Origin of the sequence: Caulobacter hibisci (assembly GCF_016135805.1) — a bacterium.
Classification (GTDB): Bacteria; Pseudomonadota; Alphaproteobacteria; order Caulobacterales; family Caulobacteraceae; genus Caulobacter; species Caulobacter hibisci.
On record NZ_JADWOX010000001.1, the window covers coordinates 100,642 to 116,197 of the forward strand.

Here is a 15,556-nt window from a genome sequence, read left to right on the forward strand (position 1 = left end):
AATTAACCATTTCATGCGGTCTGATATTACCGCTAGCGCCTTTGAATTCCTGATGAAATGGCCTCTGGTGTCATTGTCTCCCAGTTCATCCCATGTTAACCCATTCGGGCTGGATCGATCCATGGCGGGGCGACGGCGTTTGGGGTTGGCGGGGTGTTCCTCTCGACGTTCGAGAAGCAGTTGGACAGCAAGCGGCGCATCGTCGTGCCGCAGGAGTTCCGCGCTGCCGTCTCGGGCCCGTTCGACGGCATCTTCTGCTTCCCCTCGATCGAGGCCGACTGCCTCGAAGCCGGCGGCAAGGCGCTGTTCGACCGCTACCAGTCGGTGATCGACGAACTGCCCTTCGGCGATCCGGTGCGCTCGGCGCTGGAAGTCAGCGTCCTGGGCGGCATGGCCAAGCTGTCGTTCGACACCGCCGGCCGCATCACCCTGCCCGACGTGCTGTGCGACACCTTTGGTCTCACCGACGAGGTGACGATCGTCGGCCTGGGCGAGCGGTTCCAGATCTGGTCGCGCGACGCCTTCCAGGCCCACCGCGCCGCTCAGCGCGAACTGGCCTGCGACGGCCTGGCCGCGCTGCGCGCCCAGCAGCGCACGATGCGCCTCGGAGGCGCCGCATGACCGCCGCCCCGCACATCTCGGTCCTGCTCGGCGAAGTGGTCGAGGCGCTGGACGCCAAGCCCGGCGACATGATCCTCGACGGCACCTTCGGGGCCGGCGGTTACACCCGCGCGATCCTGGCCAGCGGGGCCTCGGTGACGGCCTTCGATCGCGACCCGACGGTGGTCCGTTTTACGGCCGACCTTTCCGCGGCGGATGGTCGCTTTCGGCTGATTCAGGACCGTTTCTCGCAAATCAGCGCCTATTTTGGGGATGCGTCGGTCGACGGCGTAACCCTGGATCTTGGCGTCTCATCCATGCAGCTCGACGAAGCCGAGCGCGGCTTCTCCTTCATGCGCGACGGTCCGCTGGACATGCGCATGGGCGACGACGGCCCCACGGCGGCCGATCTCGTCAACACCCTGGATCAGGTCGAACTGGCCCGCATCCTCTATGTCTACGGCGAGGAGCACGCCTCGCGCCGCGTGGCCAGCTTCATCGTCCGGCGTAGGGCCGAGGAGCCCTTCACCCGCACGCTCGATCTGGCCGCCGTGATCGAGCGCGCCCTGGGCGGCCGCAAGGGCGCCAAGGTGCATCCGGCCACGCGCTCGTTCCAGGGTCTGCGCATCGCCGTCAACGACGAGCTGGGCGAGTTGGAGGCGGGTCTCGCCGCCGCCGAGCGCGCGCTGAAGCCGGGCGGCCGCCTGGCCGTCGTGACCTTCCATTCGCTGGAAGACCGCATCGTCAAGAATTTCCTGGCCGAGCGCGCCGGGCGCACGCCGGGCGGCTCGCGCCACGCGCCGCCGACCGCCGCCGGCGCGCCGCCCAGCTTCACCCTGATCTCGACCAAGGCCATCGCGCCGGGCGAGGCGGAGCTGGCGGTCAATCCGCGCGCCCGCTCCTCGAAGCTGCGCGCCGCCGTGCGCACCGAAGCCCCCGTCTGGGAGCCCTCGGCATGAGGGCCTCGGAGATCTTCAACCGCCGCGTCCGCGGCTTCCGCGTCGTCGAGCTGGTCGGCGTCGGCGTCCTGCTGGTGCTGGTGCTGGGCGTCTACATGGCCAAGGCCTTTGCCGGCCGCGAGCGCGCCGAGATCGCCTCGGTCGAGCGCCAGATCGAGGACGAGCGCCTCAAGGTGCGCTTGCTGCAGGCCGAGGTCGCGCATCTGGAGCAGCCCCGCCGCATCGAGTCCTTGGCCCAGGCCGCGCAACTGGCCCCGATCGCCGCCGACCGCGAGACCAGCGAAGACGCCCTGATCGACGTCGCCCGCCGTCCGGCTCCGCCGTCGAAGAGGTCCGCCGCGCCGGTCGCCGCCGCAACCGATCCGGCCCTGGCCGCCGCCGACGCCCCTGACGGCGTCACCGCCGATCCGGCGCCCGCGGAGGCGCCGCGATGAGCCTGGCCAACCTCGTGCCCCAGGGCGGCGGTCCGGCCTGGCGCTGGCTGGTCGAGCGCGTCTGGCGCCTGGAGCACGCCTTCGAGCGTTCGCGCGCCGCGGCCAAGCCCGAAGACGACACCAGCATCCGGATCTTCTTCGTCCTGGCCCTGTTCGGCTGCGCCTTCATGGTGCTGGCCATCGGCGCCACCTGGGCGGCGGTGTTCTCCAACGCCGGCAAGAACGGCGGCTACCTGACGGCCATGGAGGGCGCGCGCGGCGACCTCGTCGACCGTGAAGGCAAGCTGCTGGCCGTCGACTTGGTCCACTACGCTCTCTACATCGACCCCAAGGAAGTCTGGGACGCCAAGGCGACGCGCGCGGCCCTGGGTAAGGCTCTGCCGCAGGTGCAGGCCAAGCGCCTGGACAAGGCCGTGTTCGGCGACCGTCGCGCCTTCCTGCTGGGCGGTCTCGACCCGGCCCAGAAGGACGCCATCTTCAACCTGGGCCTGCCCGGCGTGGAGTTCGAGGAGCAGGCCCGCCGGGTCTATCCGCTCGGCGTCTCGGCCGCCCACTTCGTCGGCTTCGTCGACATCGCCGGCAAGGGCCTGGCCGGGGCCGAGGGCGCTCTGAACGACGACATCCACGCCGCGGCCGCCAAGGGCGAGGGCGCAGCGCCCATCGCCCTGTCGATCGACCTGCGCATCCAAGCCGCCCTCGAGGACGAGGTCCGCAAGGCCGCTCTGGAGTTCCAGCCCAAGGGCGCGGTCGGCATCGTCACCAACGTCCACACCGGCGAGATCCTGGGCCTGGCCAGCTATCCGGACTTCGACCCGAACGATCCGGGCAAGGCCAGCGACGATGTCAAGCTGAACCGCGCGGCCGCCGCCGTCTACGAGATGGGCTCGACCTTCAAGGCCTTCACCGTGGCCATCGGCCTCGACACCGGCGTGGCCACCCCCAACTCGACCTTCGACGCCCGCGAGCCCTACAAGCTCGGCTACCGCACGATCCACGACTACCACGCCGCCCGGAAGATCCTGACCCTGGTCGAGGTGTTCCAGCACTCGTCCAACATCGGCACCGCGCGCCTGGCCGAGGGCGTCGGTCCCCAGCGGCTGAGCCAGTATTTCACCAATCTGGGCCTGACCAAGCCGGCCAAGGTGGAGCTGCGCGAGTCCGCCCGCCCGCTGACCCCGAAGAAGTGGGACAACGACGCGGTGGCCTCCACCTCGTTCGGCCACGGCATGAACGTCAGCCCGCTGGCCCTGGCCCGCGCCTTCGGCCCGCTGCTGAACGGCGGCGTGCTGCCGCCCCTGACCATCCGCAAGCTGGCCCCGGGCGTTCGCCCCGAAGCCCCACGGGTGGTGTCGGAAGAGACCTCGCAGCAGATGCTGCAGATCATGCGCGCCAACGTCACCGGCGGCAGCGGCAAGTCGGCCGACATCAAGGGCCTGAGCGTCGGCGGCAAGACCGGCACCGGCGAGAAGTACGACCCGTCGATCCGCGGCTACAACCACCAGCGTCAGGTCTCGTCCTTCGCCGCGGTGTTCCCCACCGACGGGCCGCTGGAGGCCGACCGCTACTTCGTGCTGATCCTGATGGACGAGCCGCACGGCACGCCCAAGACCTTCGGCTTCTCGACCGGCGGCTGGGTCGCCGCGCCGGCCGCCGGCCGGGTGATCGACCGCATCGCGCCGTTCCTGGGCGTCCAGCGCAAGAACGACCTTCTGACCATCGCCGGCGGCCAGCCGAAAGCCACCACGCCAGGGGCGGGACTTTGACCAAGACGCTTTCACAGATCCTGCATCGTTCGTTCGACGCTGACCCGGCCATCGCCGGCGTCACCGCCGACAGCCGCAAGGTGCGTGAAGGCTTCCTGTTCGCCGCCCTGCCGGGCAGCAAGGTCGACGGCCGGACCTTCGTCCCCGGCGCCATCGCCTCGGGCGCGGCCGCCATCCTGGCCCCCGACGACGTGACCGATCTGTCCGTGCCCGTGGCCCACGCCGGCGACCTGCGCCGCGCCTACGCCCTGGCCGCCGCCGAGTTCTGGGCGGTCCAACCGGCGACGGTGATCGCGGTGACCGGCACCAACGGCAAGACCTCGGTCGCCGGCTTCGCCCGCCAGATCTACGCCCTGCTGGGCAGGACCGCCGCCAGCATGGGCACGCTGGGCGTGGTGATCAGCGCGCCGGGCGTTGCGGACCAGCAGCTGACCCCGCCGGGCCTGACCACGCCCGACGCCGCCGACGTCGCCGAGATGGCCGCAAAGCTGGCCGGCATGGGCGTGACGCACCTGGCCGTCGAGGCCTCGTCGCATGGCATCGACCAGCGCCGCCTGGACGGGCTGAAGATTCGCGCCGCCGGCTTCACCAACTTCACCCAGGACCACCTGGACTATCACGGCACCATGGGCTGCTACCGGGCCGCCAAGCTGCGCCTGTTCGAGGCCCTGCTGCCGCGCGGCGCCACCGCCGTGCTCAACGCCGACAGCGACGCCTTCCCGGCCTTCGCCGCCGCCGCCGTGACCTCGGGCGAGACCATCCTGTCGGTGGGCGCGCAGGGCCAGGGCCTGAAGCTGATCTCGCGCGAGCCGACGCCGTGGGGCCAGTTGCTGAAGATCGCCGCCCAGGACCGCGAGTTCGAGGTGAAGCTGCCGCTGGCCGGCGACTTCCAGGCCTCCAACGTGTTGGTCGCCGCTGGGCTGGTGCTGGCCACCGGCGAGGATCTCGACGCCGTGCTCGCCGCCCTGGAAAAGCTGGAAGGCGCGGCCGGCCGGCTGCAGCGGGTCGGCAAGGGCAGCGGCAAGGGCGAGGCCTATGTCGACTACGCCCACACCCCCGACGGCCTGGAAACGGTGCTGAAGGCCCTGCGTCCGCACGTTCGTGGGAAATTGGTGGCGGTGTTCGGGGCCGGCGGCGACCGTGACCGCACCAAGCGTCCGCAGATGGGCGAGATCGCCGCCCGCCTGGCCGACGTCGCCATCGTCACCGATGACAATCCCCGCTCGGAAGAGCCGGCCAGCATCCGCGCCGCCATCCTCGCCGCCGCCCCGGGCGCGCGCGAGATCGGCGACCGCCGCGAAGCCATCCGCGCCGGCGTCGCCCTGCTGGAGGACGGCGACGTGCTGGTGGTGGCCGGCAAGGGCCACGAGCAGGGCCAGACCGTCGCCGGCGTCGTCCACCCGTTCGACGACGTGGCCGAGACCCTCAGCGCGCTGGAGGCCGTCGATGCCTGAAGCCGCGCTCTGGACCGCTGAAGAGATCGCCGCCGCCACCGGCGGCCAGGTCGCCGGCGACTTCGCCGCCACCGGCGTGTCGATCGACAGCCGCAGCCTCGAACCGGGCGACCTGTTCATCGCCCTGGCCGGCGTGCGCGACGGCCACGAATTCGTCGCCCAGACCGCCACCAAGGGCGCGGCCGGCGCCCTGGTCTCGCAAGCTGTCGCCACCCCCGCCGTCGTCGTCGCCGACACCTTCAAGGCCCTGGAAGCCCTGGGTGTCGCCGCCCGTGAGCGCGCGCCCCAGGCCCGTCGCGGCGCGGTCACCGGCTCGGTCGGCAAGACCAGCGTCACCCGCGCCGTCGAGGCCGGCCTGCGCCGCGCCGGCAAGGCCCACGCGTCGGTGAAGTCCTACAACAACCACCTCGGCGTGCCCCTGACCCTGGCCCGCATGCCGCGCGACACCGAGCGCGCCGTGTTCGAGGTCGGCATGAACCACGCCGACGAGATCACACCCCTTTCCAAGTTCATCCGCCCGCACGCGGTGGCGATCACCACGGTCGGCCCGGTGCACCTGGAGAACTTCGCCGACGGCGAGATCGGCGTGGCCAAGGCGAAGGCCGAGATCTTCGCCGGCCTCGAGCCCGGCGGCGTCGCCGTGCTGAACGCCGACAATCAATGGTTCGACCTGCTGAAGGCCGAGGCCGACAGGGTCGGCGCGACCGTGCGCAGCTTCGGCAAGGCCGAGCGCGCGAACGCCCGCCTGGTCGGCTTCGCGGTCGAGGGGCAGGGCGCGACCGTCTCCGTCGAGCTCGACGGCGAGGCGCTGTCCTTCCCGATCCGCCAGACCGGCGTGCATTGGGGTCCCAACAGCCTGTGCGTGCTGCTGATGCTGGAGGCCCTGGGCGTCGATCGCGCCACGGCCCTGGCCGCCCTGGCCGAGTTCGCGCCGATCGAGGGCCGCGGGGCCGAGCAGGTGGTCGCCATCGACGGCGGCGCCTTCACCCTGGTGGACGAGAGCTACAACGCCAATCCGGTGTCGATGCAGGCGGCCCTGGCCACCCTGGGCGCGCGCAAGGTCGCCGGTCGCCGGATCGTGGCCCTGACCGACATGCTGGAACTGGGCCCCGACAGCGGCGCCTTCCATGCCCAGCTGGCGGCGCCGATCGCGCAGGCGGACATCGATCTGGTGTTCTGCGCCGGACCCTTGATGAAATCGCTGTGGGAGGCGCTTCCGGCGCAGCGCCGCGGCGGCTATGCGGACGCGGCGTCGGATCTGGCGACGCAGATCGTATCGGCCATAGAGCCGAACGACGTGGTGATGGTGAAGGGGTCGAACGGGTCACGGGCCGGCGTCATCGCCGCCGCCCTGTCCGCGCTCGGCCTGCGGGAAAAAGTCTGATGCTGTATTTCCTCTACGAGTGGCTCTCGCGCGGCGGTCATGAGCACGTTCCGGTGCTGAACCTGCTGAAGTACCTGACCTTCCGCACCGGCATGTCGATGCTGACGGCCTATATCGTGGCCGTGGCCATGGGCTCGCGCTTCATCCGCTGGATGAAGGCCAAGCAGGGCAAGGGCCAGCCGATCCGCACCGACGGCATCGCCCGTCACGTCACCGAGAAGGCCGGCACGCCCACCATGGGCGGCTTCATGATCCTGGCCGGCCTGTTCGTCGGCTCGCTGCTGTTCGGCGACCTGCGCAACATCCACGTCTGGGTGGTGCTGGGCATCACGGCCGCCTTCGGCGTGCTGGGCTTCATGGACGACTACGCCAAGGTCACCAAGCAGACGACTGCCGGCCTCTCCAGCGGCCAGAAGCTGGTCGCCCAGTTCATCGTCTCGATCCTGGCGGCCGTGGCGCTGATCATCTTCGCGCCGCAGTCGCCGACCACGCCGGGGCTCGAGACCTCGGTGGTGTTCCCGATCCTCAAGAACCTGGTGATCAATCTCGGCTGGTTCTACGTGGCCTTCGCCGCGATCACGATCGCCGGCTTCTCCAACGCCGTGAACCTGACCGACGGCCTGGACGGCCTGGCCATCGTGCCGGTGATGTTCGCCGCCTCGACCTTCGGCCTGATCGCCTACCTGGTCGGCAACGTGAAGTTCGCCGACTATCTGAACCTGCACTACGTGCCGAGCGTCGGCGAGCTGGCGGTGCTGTGCGGCGCCATCATCGGCGGCGGCATGGGCTTCCTCTGGTACAACGCCCCGCCGGCCAAGATCTTCATGGGCGACACCGGTTCGCTGGCCCTCGGCGGCGCGCTCGGCTCGATCGCCGTCTGCGCCAAGCACGAGCTGGTCCTGGGCATCGTCGGCGGCCTGTTCGTGGCCGAGGCCCTGAGCGTGATGATCCAGGTCGCCTACTTCAAGAAGACCGGCAAGCGCATATTCCTGATGGCGCCGATCCATCACCATTTCGAAAAGCTGGGCTGGGCCGAGAGCACCGTCGTCGTCCGTTTCTGGATCGTCGCGATGATGCTGTCGTTCGTCGGCCTCGCCACGCTGAAGCTACGGTAGGGGGAGGGCGCGCGATGATCCCGGTCCGTGGGTTCGAGGACAAGACGGTGGCGGTGTTCGGCCTGGGCCGCACCGGCCTGACGGCTGCGCGCGCCCTGATCGCCGGCGGTGCCAAGGTCGCCCTGTGGGATGAAAAGCCCGCCAGCCGCGAGGCCGCCCTGGCCGAGGGCCTGCCGGTGGTCGACCTTTCGACCGCCGACTGGAGCCAGTTCGCCGCCCTGATGCTGTCGCCCGGCGTGCCGCTGACCCATCCCAAGCCGCACTGGACGGTGGACAAGGCCAAGGCCGCCGGGGTCGAGATCCTCGGCGACGTCGAGCTCTTCGCCCGCACGGTCAACGCCGCGCCGGCCCACAAGAAGCCGAAGATCATCGCCATCACCGGCACCAACGGCAAGTCGACGACCACGGCCCTGATCGGCCATCTGTGCCAGAAGGCCGGCCGCGACACCCGCGTCGGCGGCAATATCGGCGCCGGGATCCTGGGCCTGGAAGACATGCACGGCGGGGCGGTCTACGTGCTGGAGCTGTCGAGCTACCAGCTGGACCTGACCTCCAGCCTGCATGCCGACGCCACGGTGCTGCTGAACCTGTCGCCCGACCACATCGACCGCCACGGCTCGATGGAAGGCTACATCGCCGCCAAGCGCCGCATCTTCCTCAACCAGGGCAAGGGCGACACGGCGATCATCGGGGTCGACGATCCCTGGTGCCAGCAGATCTGCACCGAGATCACCGCCGCCAACCGCCGCACCATCTGGCCGATCAGCGCCGGCAAGGCGATGGGCCGGGGCGTCTACGCCCTGCAGGGCGTGCTGTACGACGCCACCGGCGAGCGGGTCACCGAGATGGCCGACCTGCTGCGCGCCCGCAGCCTGCCGGGCCGCCACAACTGGCAGAACGCCGCGGCCGCCTACGCCGCCGCCATCGCCATCGGCATCCCGCCCCAGCAGGCGGTCGAGGGTCTGATGACCTTCCCGGGTCTCGCCCACCGCATGGAGACGGTCGGCAAGATCGGGCGCGTCGCCTTCGTCAACGACAGCAAGGCCACCAACGCCGACGCCGCCCGCCAGGCGATGTCGTCCTATCCCAAGTTCTACTGGATCGCCGGCGGCGTGCCCAAGGCCGGCGGCATCGAGGATCTGGCCGACCTGTTCCCGCGCGTCGCCACCGCCTACCTGATCGGCCAGGCGGCCGAGGCGTTCGGCAAGACCCTGGACGGCAAGGCCCCGGTCAAGCAGTGCGGCGACATCGAAACCGCCGTCGCCGCCGCCCATGCCGACGCCGCCGCCACCGGCCAGGACGCCATCGTCCTGCTCTCGCCGGCCTGCGCCTCGTTCGACCAGTTCGCGGATTTCGAAGCCCGCGGCGAGGCCTTCCGCGCCGCCGTGAACGGGCTGGTGGCCAAGCCGAAGGCGAAAAGGGCTTAGGTTCGTGAGCCCTCTCTCATCGAGAGAGGGAGGGGCCCGCGCCTTTGGCGTGGGAGGGTGAGAGGTAACAAACTCACCAAACCAGGCGCGGCCATAAGGCTGCGTGTCCTCCCCCAACGCTGAAACCCCTCACCCTCCCACCGCTGCGCGGCGGGCCCCTCCCTCTCCCTATGGAAGGGGATTCAATTTTACGCTTGTAAGAATCTTGCTTGCGCCCTCATGTAACTACGACTGTAGTTTTCATTCGAGGGGGCGAGATGAGCAAGACGAAGACATGGCTGCGCCGGGGAGCGGTCGGGCTGGCGGCGCTGACGGTGGCCGTGGTGGGCGGCGCGGCGGCGACGCGGGCGTTCTTCCAGTACGAGACGGCCGAGCGATTGCGGATCGACACCCAGAAGGGCGTCCAGGAAAGCGGCTTCGTGAAGCTGCCCAGCGGCGAGCAATGGGTCGTGGTCCGCGGCGAGAACATCGACAACCCGGTGCTGCTGATCGTGCACGGCGGCGGGGTGGCGACCTCGCTGTTCGCGGAGGACTTCAAGAGCTGGGAGAAGGACTTCACGGTCGTCCACTGGGACCGCCGCGACCATGGCAAGAGCCTGTCCCACGCCGATAATCGCATCGACCCGGACCAGGGCGTCGACAGTTTCGTCGCCGACGGGATCGCCCTGACCGAGGACCTGAGGAAGCGCCTGCACAAGCCGCGCATCGCTCTGCTGGGCTGGTCGTGGGGCTCGCGCGTGTCGCTGACCATGGCGCACCAGCGGCCGGACCTGTTCTCGGTCTATGTCGGCACCGGCCAAGCGGTCGACAACAGCGCCCGCGACCGCCACATCTACGATCACATGCTGGCGGTGGCCAAGACCGGCAAGCATCCCGAACTGCTGGCCAAGCTGACCGGCCTGGGTCCGCCGCCCTATGATCCGCCCAGCCGCTGGAAGGAAGTCGACGACCTCGAGCCGATCTATCTGAAGACCGAAGGGCCGAAGAAGAGCGACGGCCAGCTCTATGCCCAGGCCCTGGCCATGCCCGACTGGAGCGTCAAGGACCTGCTGACCTACAAGGACGGCGGCAGGATCATCCGTCGCCAGCGCACCCTGGCCGTCTACAACGCCAACAACGCCTGGACGGCCGCGCCGCTGGGCCGGGACTTCGCCATGCCGATGGTGCTGATCCAGGGCGAGTACGATCATCCCGACTTCGTGCGGCCGTGGTTCGACGGCCTCAAGGCGCCGAGCAAGCAGCTGGTGGTGCTGCCGGGCACGGGCCACGCGGCGATCCAGATGCAGTCGGTCCGCTTCGGCCAGGCCCTGCACGATTATGTGCTGCCCCTGGCCAAGGCGCGGGAGTATGGGGCCCCGGCACCGGTCTCTGCGGTCAAGCCTGCGGAATAATGGGGAAAATGACGACGGCCGCGATTTCGTCGCGGTCGTCGGCAAGACTCGATTAACCGTAACGGCGGACTCTTCGCCCCATGCGCCAGCAGACCGCCCACGCCTTCGCCCGGACCGACCGCTCGCCCCTTGGGGTGTGGTGGTGGACGACCGATCGCTGGCTGCTGGGCGCCACCGCGATCCTTGTGACCGTAGGTGTGCTGCTGTCCTTCGCCTCGAGCCCGGCCGCGGCCCAGCGGATCGGCATCGACGACCAGTTCCACTTCGCCATCCGCCAGCTGGTGTTTGGCGCCGGGGCGGCGACGATCGTGCTGGCCGTGTCGATGCTCAGTCCCAAGGGCATCCGGCGGGCGGCGTTCTTCATCTACATCGTCGCCATCGGCGTCATGGCGGCCCTGCCGTTCATCGGCCACAGCGCCAAGGGCGCGGCCCGCTGGCTGATGATCGGCGGCTTCACCTTCCAGCCGTCGGAATTCATGAAGCCGGCTCTGATCATCCTGGTTTCGTGGATGTTCTCCGAAGGCCAGAAGGGCGAGGGCGTGCCCGGCGTGTCGATCGCCTTCGGCCTCTATTTCATCGCCGTCGGCTTACTGTTGATGCAGCCCGACGTCGGCCAGACCGTGCTGATCACCATCGCCTTCGGGGCCGCCTTCTGGATGGCCGGGGTGCCGATCTCGTGGATCATGGGCCTGGGCGCGGTGGCGCTGGGTGGTCTCGGCTCGACCTACTTCCTGTTCGACCACGTGCACGCCCGGGTGCAGAAGTTCCTCAGCCCCGACCAGGCCGACACCCACCAGGTGACCCGCGCCGCTGAGGCCATCCACGCTGGCGGCCTGTTCGGGCGCGGTCCGGGCGAGGGCGTCATGAAGCGCCACGTGCCCGACCTGCACACCGACTTCATCTATTCGGTGGCGGCCGAGGAATACGGCCTGGTCTTCTCGCTGGCCCTGATCGCCCTGTTCGGCTTCGTCGTGGTGCGCGGGCTCTACAAGTCGATGAAGCTGTCGGACCCGTTCGAGCAGGTGGCCTCGGCCGGCCTTTTCGTGCTGCTGGGCCAGCAGACCTTCATCAATGTCGCTGTGAACTTGAACATGATCCCGACCAAGGGCATGACCCTACCGTTCATCAGCTACGGCGGCTCGTCGATGCTGGCCATGGGATTGACCCTGGGGATGGCGCTGGCGTTGACGCGCAAGCGTCCTGGGGCCTATGGCGGCGGCGGGCCGTTCGGCCAGGCGGGGTCCTTCGACTGAAGGCTCCCGGGTTAGGGAGACTGCAGTTGCGTAACCTCTTCACGCGTCCCTCCATCCGTTCGACGGACCAGGCCTGATGAGCGGCAAGCTGGCGATCGTCGCCGCCGGGGGCACCGGCGGCCACATGTTCCCCGCCCAGGCGCTGACCGAGGCCCTGAACGCGCGCGGCTGGCGCGTGGTGCTGGCCACCGACGAGCGCGGCGCCTTCTATGCCGACAAGTTTCCCGCCGAAGAGCGGCTGGCCCTGGCGGCCGCCACGGCCAAGGCCAGCGACCCGGTCGGCATGGTCAAGGCGGGCGTCGCCGTGTTCCAGGGCGTGATGCAGGCCAAGCAGGCCTTCGCGCGGCTGAACCCGTCGGTCGTGGTCGGCTTCGGCGGCTATCCGGCTCTGCCCGCCCTGCTGGCCGCGCTTCTCGAAAAGCGCCCGACCGTCATCCACGAACAGAACGCGGTGCTGGGCCGGGTGAACAGGTTCCTGGCCCCTCACGTCACCGAGGTGGCCTGCGCCTTCCCGACGCTGAACCTGGCCAAGCCCGCCGTGAAGGCTCGCGCCCATGTGGTTGGCAGCCCGGTGCGGCCCGAGATCCGCGACCTGGCCGAAACCCCCTACCTGCCGCCCGAGGTGCAACTGCGCATTCTCGTCACCGGCGGCAGCCAGGGCGCGCGCTTGCTGTCGGAGCTGGTGCCCGAAGCCGTCGCCAAGCTGCCCGAAGAGATGCGCGGCCGCATGAAGGTGTTCCAGCAGGCCCGCGCCGAGAGCATGGAGCACGCCCGCAAGATCTATCGCAACGCCATGGTCGACTGCGAGGTCGCGCCGTTCTTCCGCGACATGGCCGGGCGCCTGCGCCAGAGCCACCTGGTCATCGGCCGGGCCGGTTCCTCGACCTGCTGTGAGCTGGCGGTGGCCGGCCGCCCGTCGATCCTGGTGCCGCTGAAGATCGCCGCCGACGACCACCAGCGCTTCAACGCCAAGCTTCTGGAAGAGGCTGGCGGCGCGGCGGTGTGCCTGGAGGACGAGCTGACCGTCGACGCCCTGGCCGGCGCCCTGAACGCCCTGCTCAAGAACCCCGAGCGCCTGGCCCGCATGGCCAAGGGCGCGCGGTCGGTGGCGGCGCCCGACGCGGCCGAGAAGCTGGCGGACCTTGTGGAGCGCACCGCCCGTTAGACCTCGCAGGTCCAGTTGGGAACATGCTTAACCGCGCGTTAAGCAACGCGCCCCAAACCGGACACGAAGGCCTGTGACAGTGCCGACACGTTCGACATGCGAGAAAGACACATGGACCGCCGCACGCTGATCCTTTCGGGCATGGCCACCGCGGGCCTCGGCGCCTGCGCCAGCACCTCGCAGGCGCAGAACCCAAGCCCGAATGGGCCGACCTACGACACCGGCTCGGCGGCGACCTATTCGGCCGACGAGATGATCCGCGCCACGTCCGACTTCCTGGGCGTGACGGCCGAGAGCGCCGGCGCGGCCATTGAGCGGATCTTCCGCGAGCGCGGTCAGCCCACCGGCTACATCGCCGGCGAAGAGGGTTCGGGCGCCATCGGCGTGGGCCTGCGCTACGGCCGCGGCCTGCTCTACATGAAGAACCGCCCCACCCAGGAAACCTTCTGGCAGGGGCCGTCGGTGGGCTGGGACTGGGGCGGCAACGCCAGCCGCGTCTTCACCCTGTGCTACAACCTGCAATATCCCGACGCCATCTTCCGCCGCTTCCCCGGCGTCGAGGGCAGCGCCTATCTCGTGGGCGGCCTGGGCGTGAACTACCAGAAGGCCGACACCATCACCCTGGCCCCGATCCGCGCCGGCGTCGGCCTGCGCCTGGGCGCCAACATCGGCTACCTGGCCTACAGCCGCCAGCGCAACATCCTGCCGTTCTAGCGTTTAGGTCCCTTCTCCCCTTGCAGGAGGAGGTGGCGGCCGAAGGCCTATCCCTTCAAAAGTCATCGCCCGCTTCATGCGGGCGACCCAAGCCGACTTGGCCGCATCCTGAGACGCCGCTTGGGTCGCCCGGACGAGCCGGGCGATGACCTTGATATTTTGAGCGCTGTCCATCCGAGCTGGCGGCTGCGGTCAGTGCTTGGCCACCTTGCTGTTGAGCCAGTCCATCACCGCCAGCAGCACGCCCGAGACCACGAACGACAGGTGCACCACCACCAGCCACAGCAGGCGCGGCTCATCGAGCGGGACCTGGGGCTCGGTCAGCTTCAGGAACGACTTGAGCAGGGCGATGGCCGAGATCGCCACGATCGAGGCGATCAGCTTCATCTTCAGGCCCGAGAAGTCGACCGTGCCCATCCAGTCGGGACGGTCCTCATGGCTGGCGGTGTCGATCTTGGAGACGAAGTTCTCGTCGCCCGACAGAATGACGATCACCAGAAGGTTGGCGGCCAGCGACAGGTCGATCAGCGACAGGGCCAGCAGGATCGCGTCCTCCGGCTTCATCGACAGCACCTGCGGCAAGCCGTGAAACAGCTCCTGGAAGAACACCACGATCATGGCGGCCAGGGCGACCACCAGGCCGACATAGAACGGGGCCATCAACCAGCGCGAGGCGAACAGGCCGCGCTCCAGCAGGGTTTCGATCGCGGGCTTCTTCATGCGTCTCTCCGCAGGCCTGATCCTCGGCCAAGCCTAGCGGGGCTTCACGACGAAGTCGCCTCGCCTGTTTTCGATCTTCGAGGGCGCGGGCGTCTTCACCGACGACCTCAGTCGTCGGTGAAGTATTCGGCGATCGCGGCGTCCACTGGCTCCAGCTTGAAGCCGGGCGAGGCCGCCTGGTTCAGCGCCCGGCGGATCTGCCAGGCGCTGCGGCCGACGTGCAGCCCCATGCCGCGCAGTTCGGCGACGATGGCTTCGCGCGTGGCCTCGTCCACCCCCTTGTTGTTCTGCAACCGCGCCTGGTCGAGCCGCCAGCCGAAGAAGCTGTCGGGCGTCAGCTCGATCACCGCGCCGGGCTGCGGCAGCCACTCATAGATGGCGCTGCGCTCGTCGAGGGCGTGGTCGACATAGCCGTCCAGGCAGTTGCGATACCGCCGGGCGGCGTCACGGATGGCCGCGATCGTCTCCAGCGGGCGCAGCTTTTCGGTGCCCGGATGCGGCGGCTTGGGCAGGTCGTGGCGGAAGTCGTCGGCCACAAGCCCGAACAGGGTTCGGGTGTTGGCCGCCCGGCTCCAGGCCCCGACCCGATCGTCGAGCACGCCCGGCGACAGGCGACGGCGCAGCATGGCGTGGGCCTCGGCCAGCAGTTCGGCCTGGGCCGGCGTCAGGCGCGTCGCCGTCCCGCCGGCCTCGCGCACGGAGGAGGGCAGGGCCGCCAGCGTGCGGATCTGCTCGACCGTGATCGCCTCGGCGTGGCGCAGCCGCTTGGCGGTCGCCGGCTCGGCCAGCAAGGTCAGCAGGGCGCGGTAGTCGGCGGGGGACCAGGCGATCTCGCCCAGGCGTTCCAGCGCCCGGCGCAGGCCGTCGGGCGCGGGATCCACCACCAGCCGCACGACCTTGCGCAGCGGCGCGTCCAGCAGGGCGCCGACCTCGACGGCGCGCGCGTCGGCGGGCTCGCTCGCCAGCATCAGGCAGACGAGATGCCGCCGCGCGGCCGGCGCGGTCAGGAACGGCGTATGGGGCGCGGGCCACAGGGCGGCCAGCGTGTCGGCGTAGTCGGGCGCGATCAGGCGCAGCAGGGGCGACGTAGTGTGGGGCGAGCCGGCCAGGACGGCCCCCGCCGGGGTGATGACGGACATCGAAGAGCTCCGGACGCGGCCGGAGCGGCCGCGATCAG

At 69.7% G+C, this 15,556-nt stretch carries 14 protein-coding genes; 12 read left to right on the top strand and 2 right to left on the bottom strand.

Going from position 1 to position 15,556, the window contains the following annotated elements; genetic code table 11:
* Positions 1-153 precede the first annotated feature (153 nt).
* The 12 genes from I4Q42_RS00470 to I4Q42_RS00525 all read left to right on the top strand — a co-directional run bounded on the left by I4Q42_RS00470 (position 154) and on the right by I4Q42_RS00525 (position 13,659).
* Positions 154-621, top strand: coding sequence for a division/cell wall cluster transcriptional repressor MraZ (locus I4Q42_RS00470; protein WP_198574111.1), 468 nt, complete (start codon positions 154-156; stop codon positions 619-621).
* A complete protein-coding gene (gene rsmH, locus I4Q42_RS00475) occupies positions 618-1,559 on the top strand; it encodes a 16S rRNA (cytosine(1402)-N(4))-methyltransferase RsmH (protein ID WP_198574112.1) in 942 nt (313 codons plus the stop codon). The genes I4Q42_RS00470 and rsmH overlap by 4 nt, the downstream gene beginning before the upstream one ends.
* Positions 1,556-1,993 carry a cell division protein FtsL gene (gene ftsL / locus I4Q42_RS00480; protein ID WP_198574113.1) on the top strand — a complete coding sequence of 146 codons (438 nt, stop codon included), beginning with the start codon at positions 1,556-1,558 and terminating at the stop codon, positions 1,991-1,993. Before rsmH ends, ftsL begins: the two co-directional genes overlap by 4 nt.
* Complete coding sequence (locus I4Q42_RS00485; protein WP_198574114.1) at positions 1,990-3,756, top strand: peptidoglycan D,D-transpeptidase FtsI family protein; 1,767 nt, start codon at positions 1,990-1,992, stop codon at positions 3,754-3,756. The genes ftsL and I4Q42_RS00485 overlap by 4 nt, the downstream gene beginning before the upstream one ends.
* Positions 3,753-5,210: a UDP-N-acetylmuramoyl-L-alanyl-D-glutamate--2,6-diaminopimelate ligase gene (locus I4Q42_RS00490; RefSeq protein ID WP_198574115.1), complete on the top strand. Its 1,458-nt coding sequence runs from the start codon at positions 3,753-3,755 to the stop codon at positions 5,208-5,210. Before I4Q42_RS00485 ends, I4Q42_RS00490 begins: the two co-directional genes overlap by 4 nt.
* Entirely contained in the window at positions 5,203-6,594 is a 1,392-nt protein-coding gene (locus I4Q42_RS00495; protein ID WP_198574116.1) for a UDP-N-acetylmuramoyl-tripeptide--D-alanyl-D-alanine ligase, read from the top strand. The genes I4Q42_RS00490 and I4Q42_RS00495 overlap by 8 nt, the downstream gene beginning before the upstream one ends.
* Entirely contained in the window at positions 6,594-7,709 is a 1,116-nt protein-coding gene (gene mraY / locus I4Q42_RS00500; RefSeq protein WP_198574117.1) for a phospho-N-acetylmuramoyl-pentapeptide-transferase, read from the top strand. Before I4Q42_RS00495 ends, mraY begins: the two co-directional genes overlap by 1 nt.
* Positions 7,710-7,723: 14 nt before the next feature.
* The gene (gene murD / locus I4Q42_RS00505) at positions 7,724-9,136 is read left to right on the top strand and encodes a UDP-N-acetylmuramoyl-L-alanine--D-glutamate ligase (protein ID WP_198574118.1); all 1,413 of its coding nucleotides are present in this window, start codon (positions 7,724-7,726) and stop codon (positions 9,134-9,136) included.
* Between the two features lie 257 nt (positions 9,137-9,393).
* The gene (locus tag I4Q42_RS00510) at positions 9,394-10,527 is read left to right on the top strand and encodes an alpha/beta fold hydrolase (protein ID WP_198574119.1); all 1,134 of its coding nucleotides are present in this window, start codon (positions 9,394-9,396) and stop codon (positions 10,525-10,527) included.
* 80 nt (positions 10,528-10,607) lie between these two features.
* Complete coding sequence (ftsW, locus tag I4Q42_RS00515; protein ID WP_198574120.1) at positions 10,608-11,780, top strand: putative lipid II flippase FtsW; 1,173 nt, start codon at positions 10,608-10,610, stop codon at positions 11,778-11,780.
* A 76-nt stretch (positions 11,781-11,856) separates the two neighbouring features.
* On the top strand, positions 11,857-12,945 hold the full coding sequence (gene murG / locus I4Q42_RS00520) for an undecaprenyldiphospho-muramoylpentapeptide beta-N-acetylglucosaminyltransferase (RefSeq protein ID WP_198574121.1): 1,089 nt from the start codon (positions 11,857-11,859) through the stop codon (positions 12,943-12,945).
* A gap of 111 nt (positions 12,946-13,056) precedes the next feature.
* The gene (locus I4Q42_RS00525; protein ID WP_198574122.1) at positions 13,057-13,659 is read left to right on the top strand and encodes a DUF1134 domain-containing protein; all 603 of its coding nucleotides are present in this window, start codon (positions 13,057-13,059) and stop codon (positions 13,657-13,659) included.
* 192 nt (positions 13,660-13,851) lie between these two features.
* On the opposite strand, the gene I4Q42_RS00530 is transcribed toward I4Q42_RS00525, so the two are convergent.
* Complete coding sequence (locus I4Q42_RS00530) at positions 13,852-14,379, bottom strand: TIGR00645 family protein (RefSeq protein WP_198574123.1); 528 nt, start codon at positions 14,377-14,379, stop codon at positions 13,852-13,854.
* A gap of 107 nt (positions 14,380-14,486) precedes the next feature.
* Complete coding sequence (locus tag I4Q42_RS00535) at positions 14,487-15,518, bottom strand: hypothetical protein (protein WP_198574124.1); 1,032 nt, start codon at positions 15,516-15,518, stop codon at positions 14,487-14,489.
* Positions 15,519-15,556 lie beyond the last annotated feature (38 nt).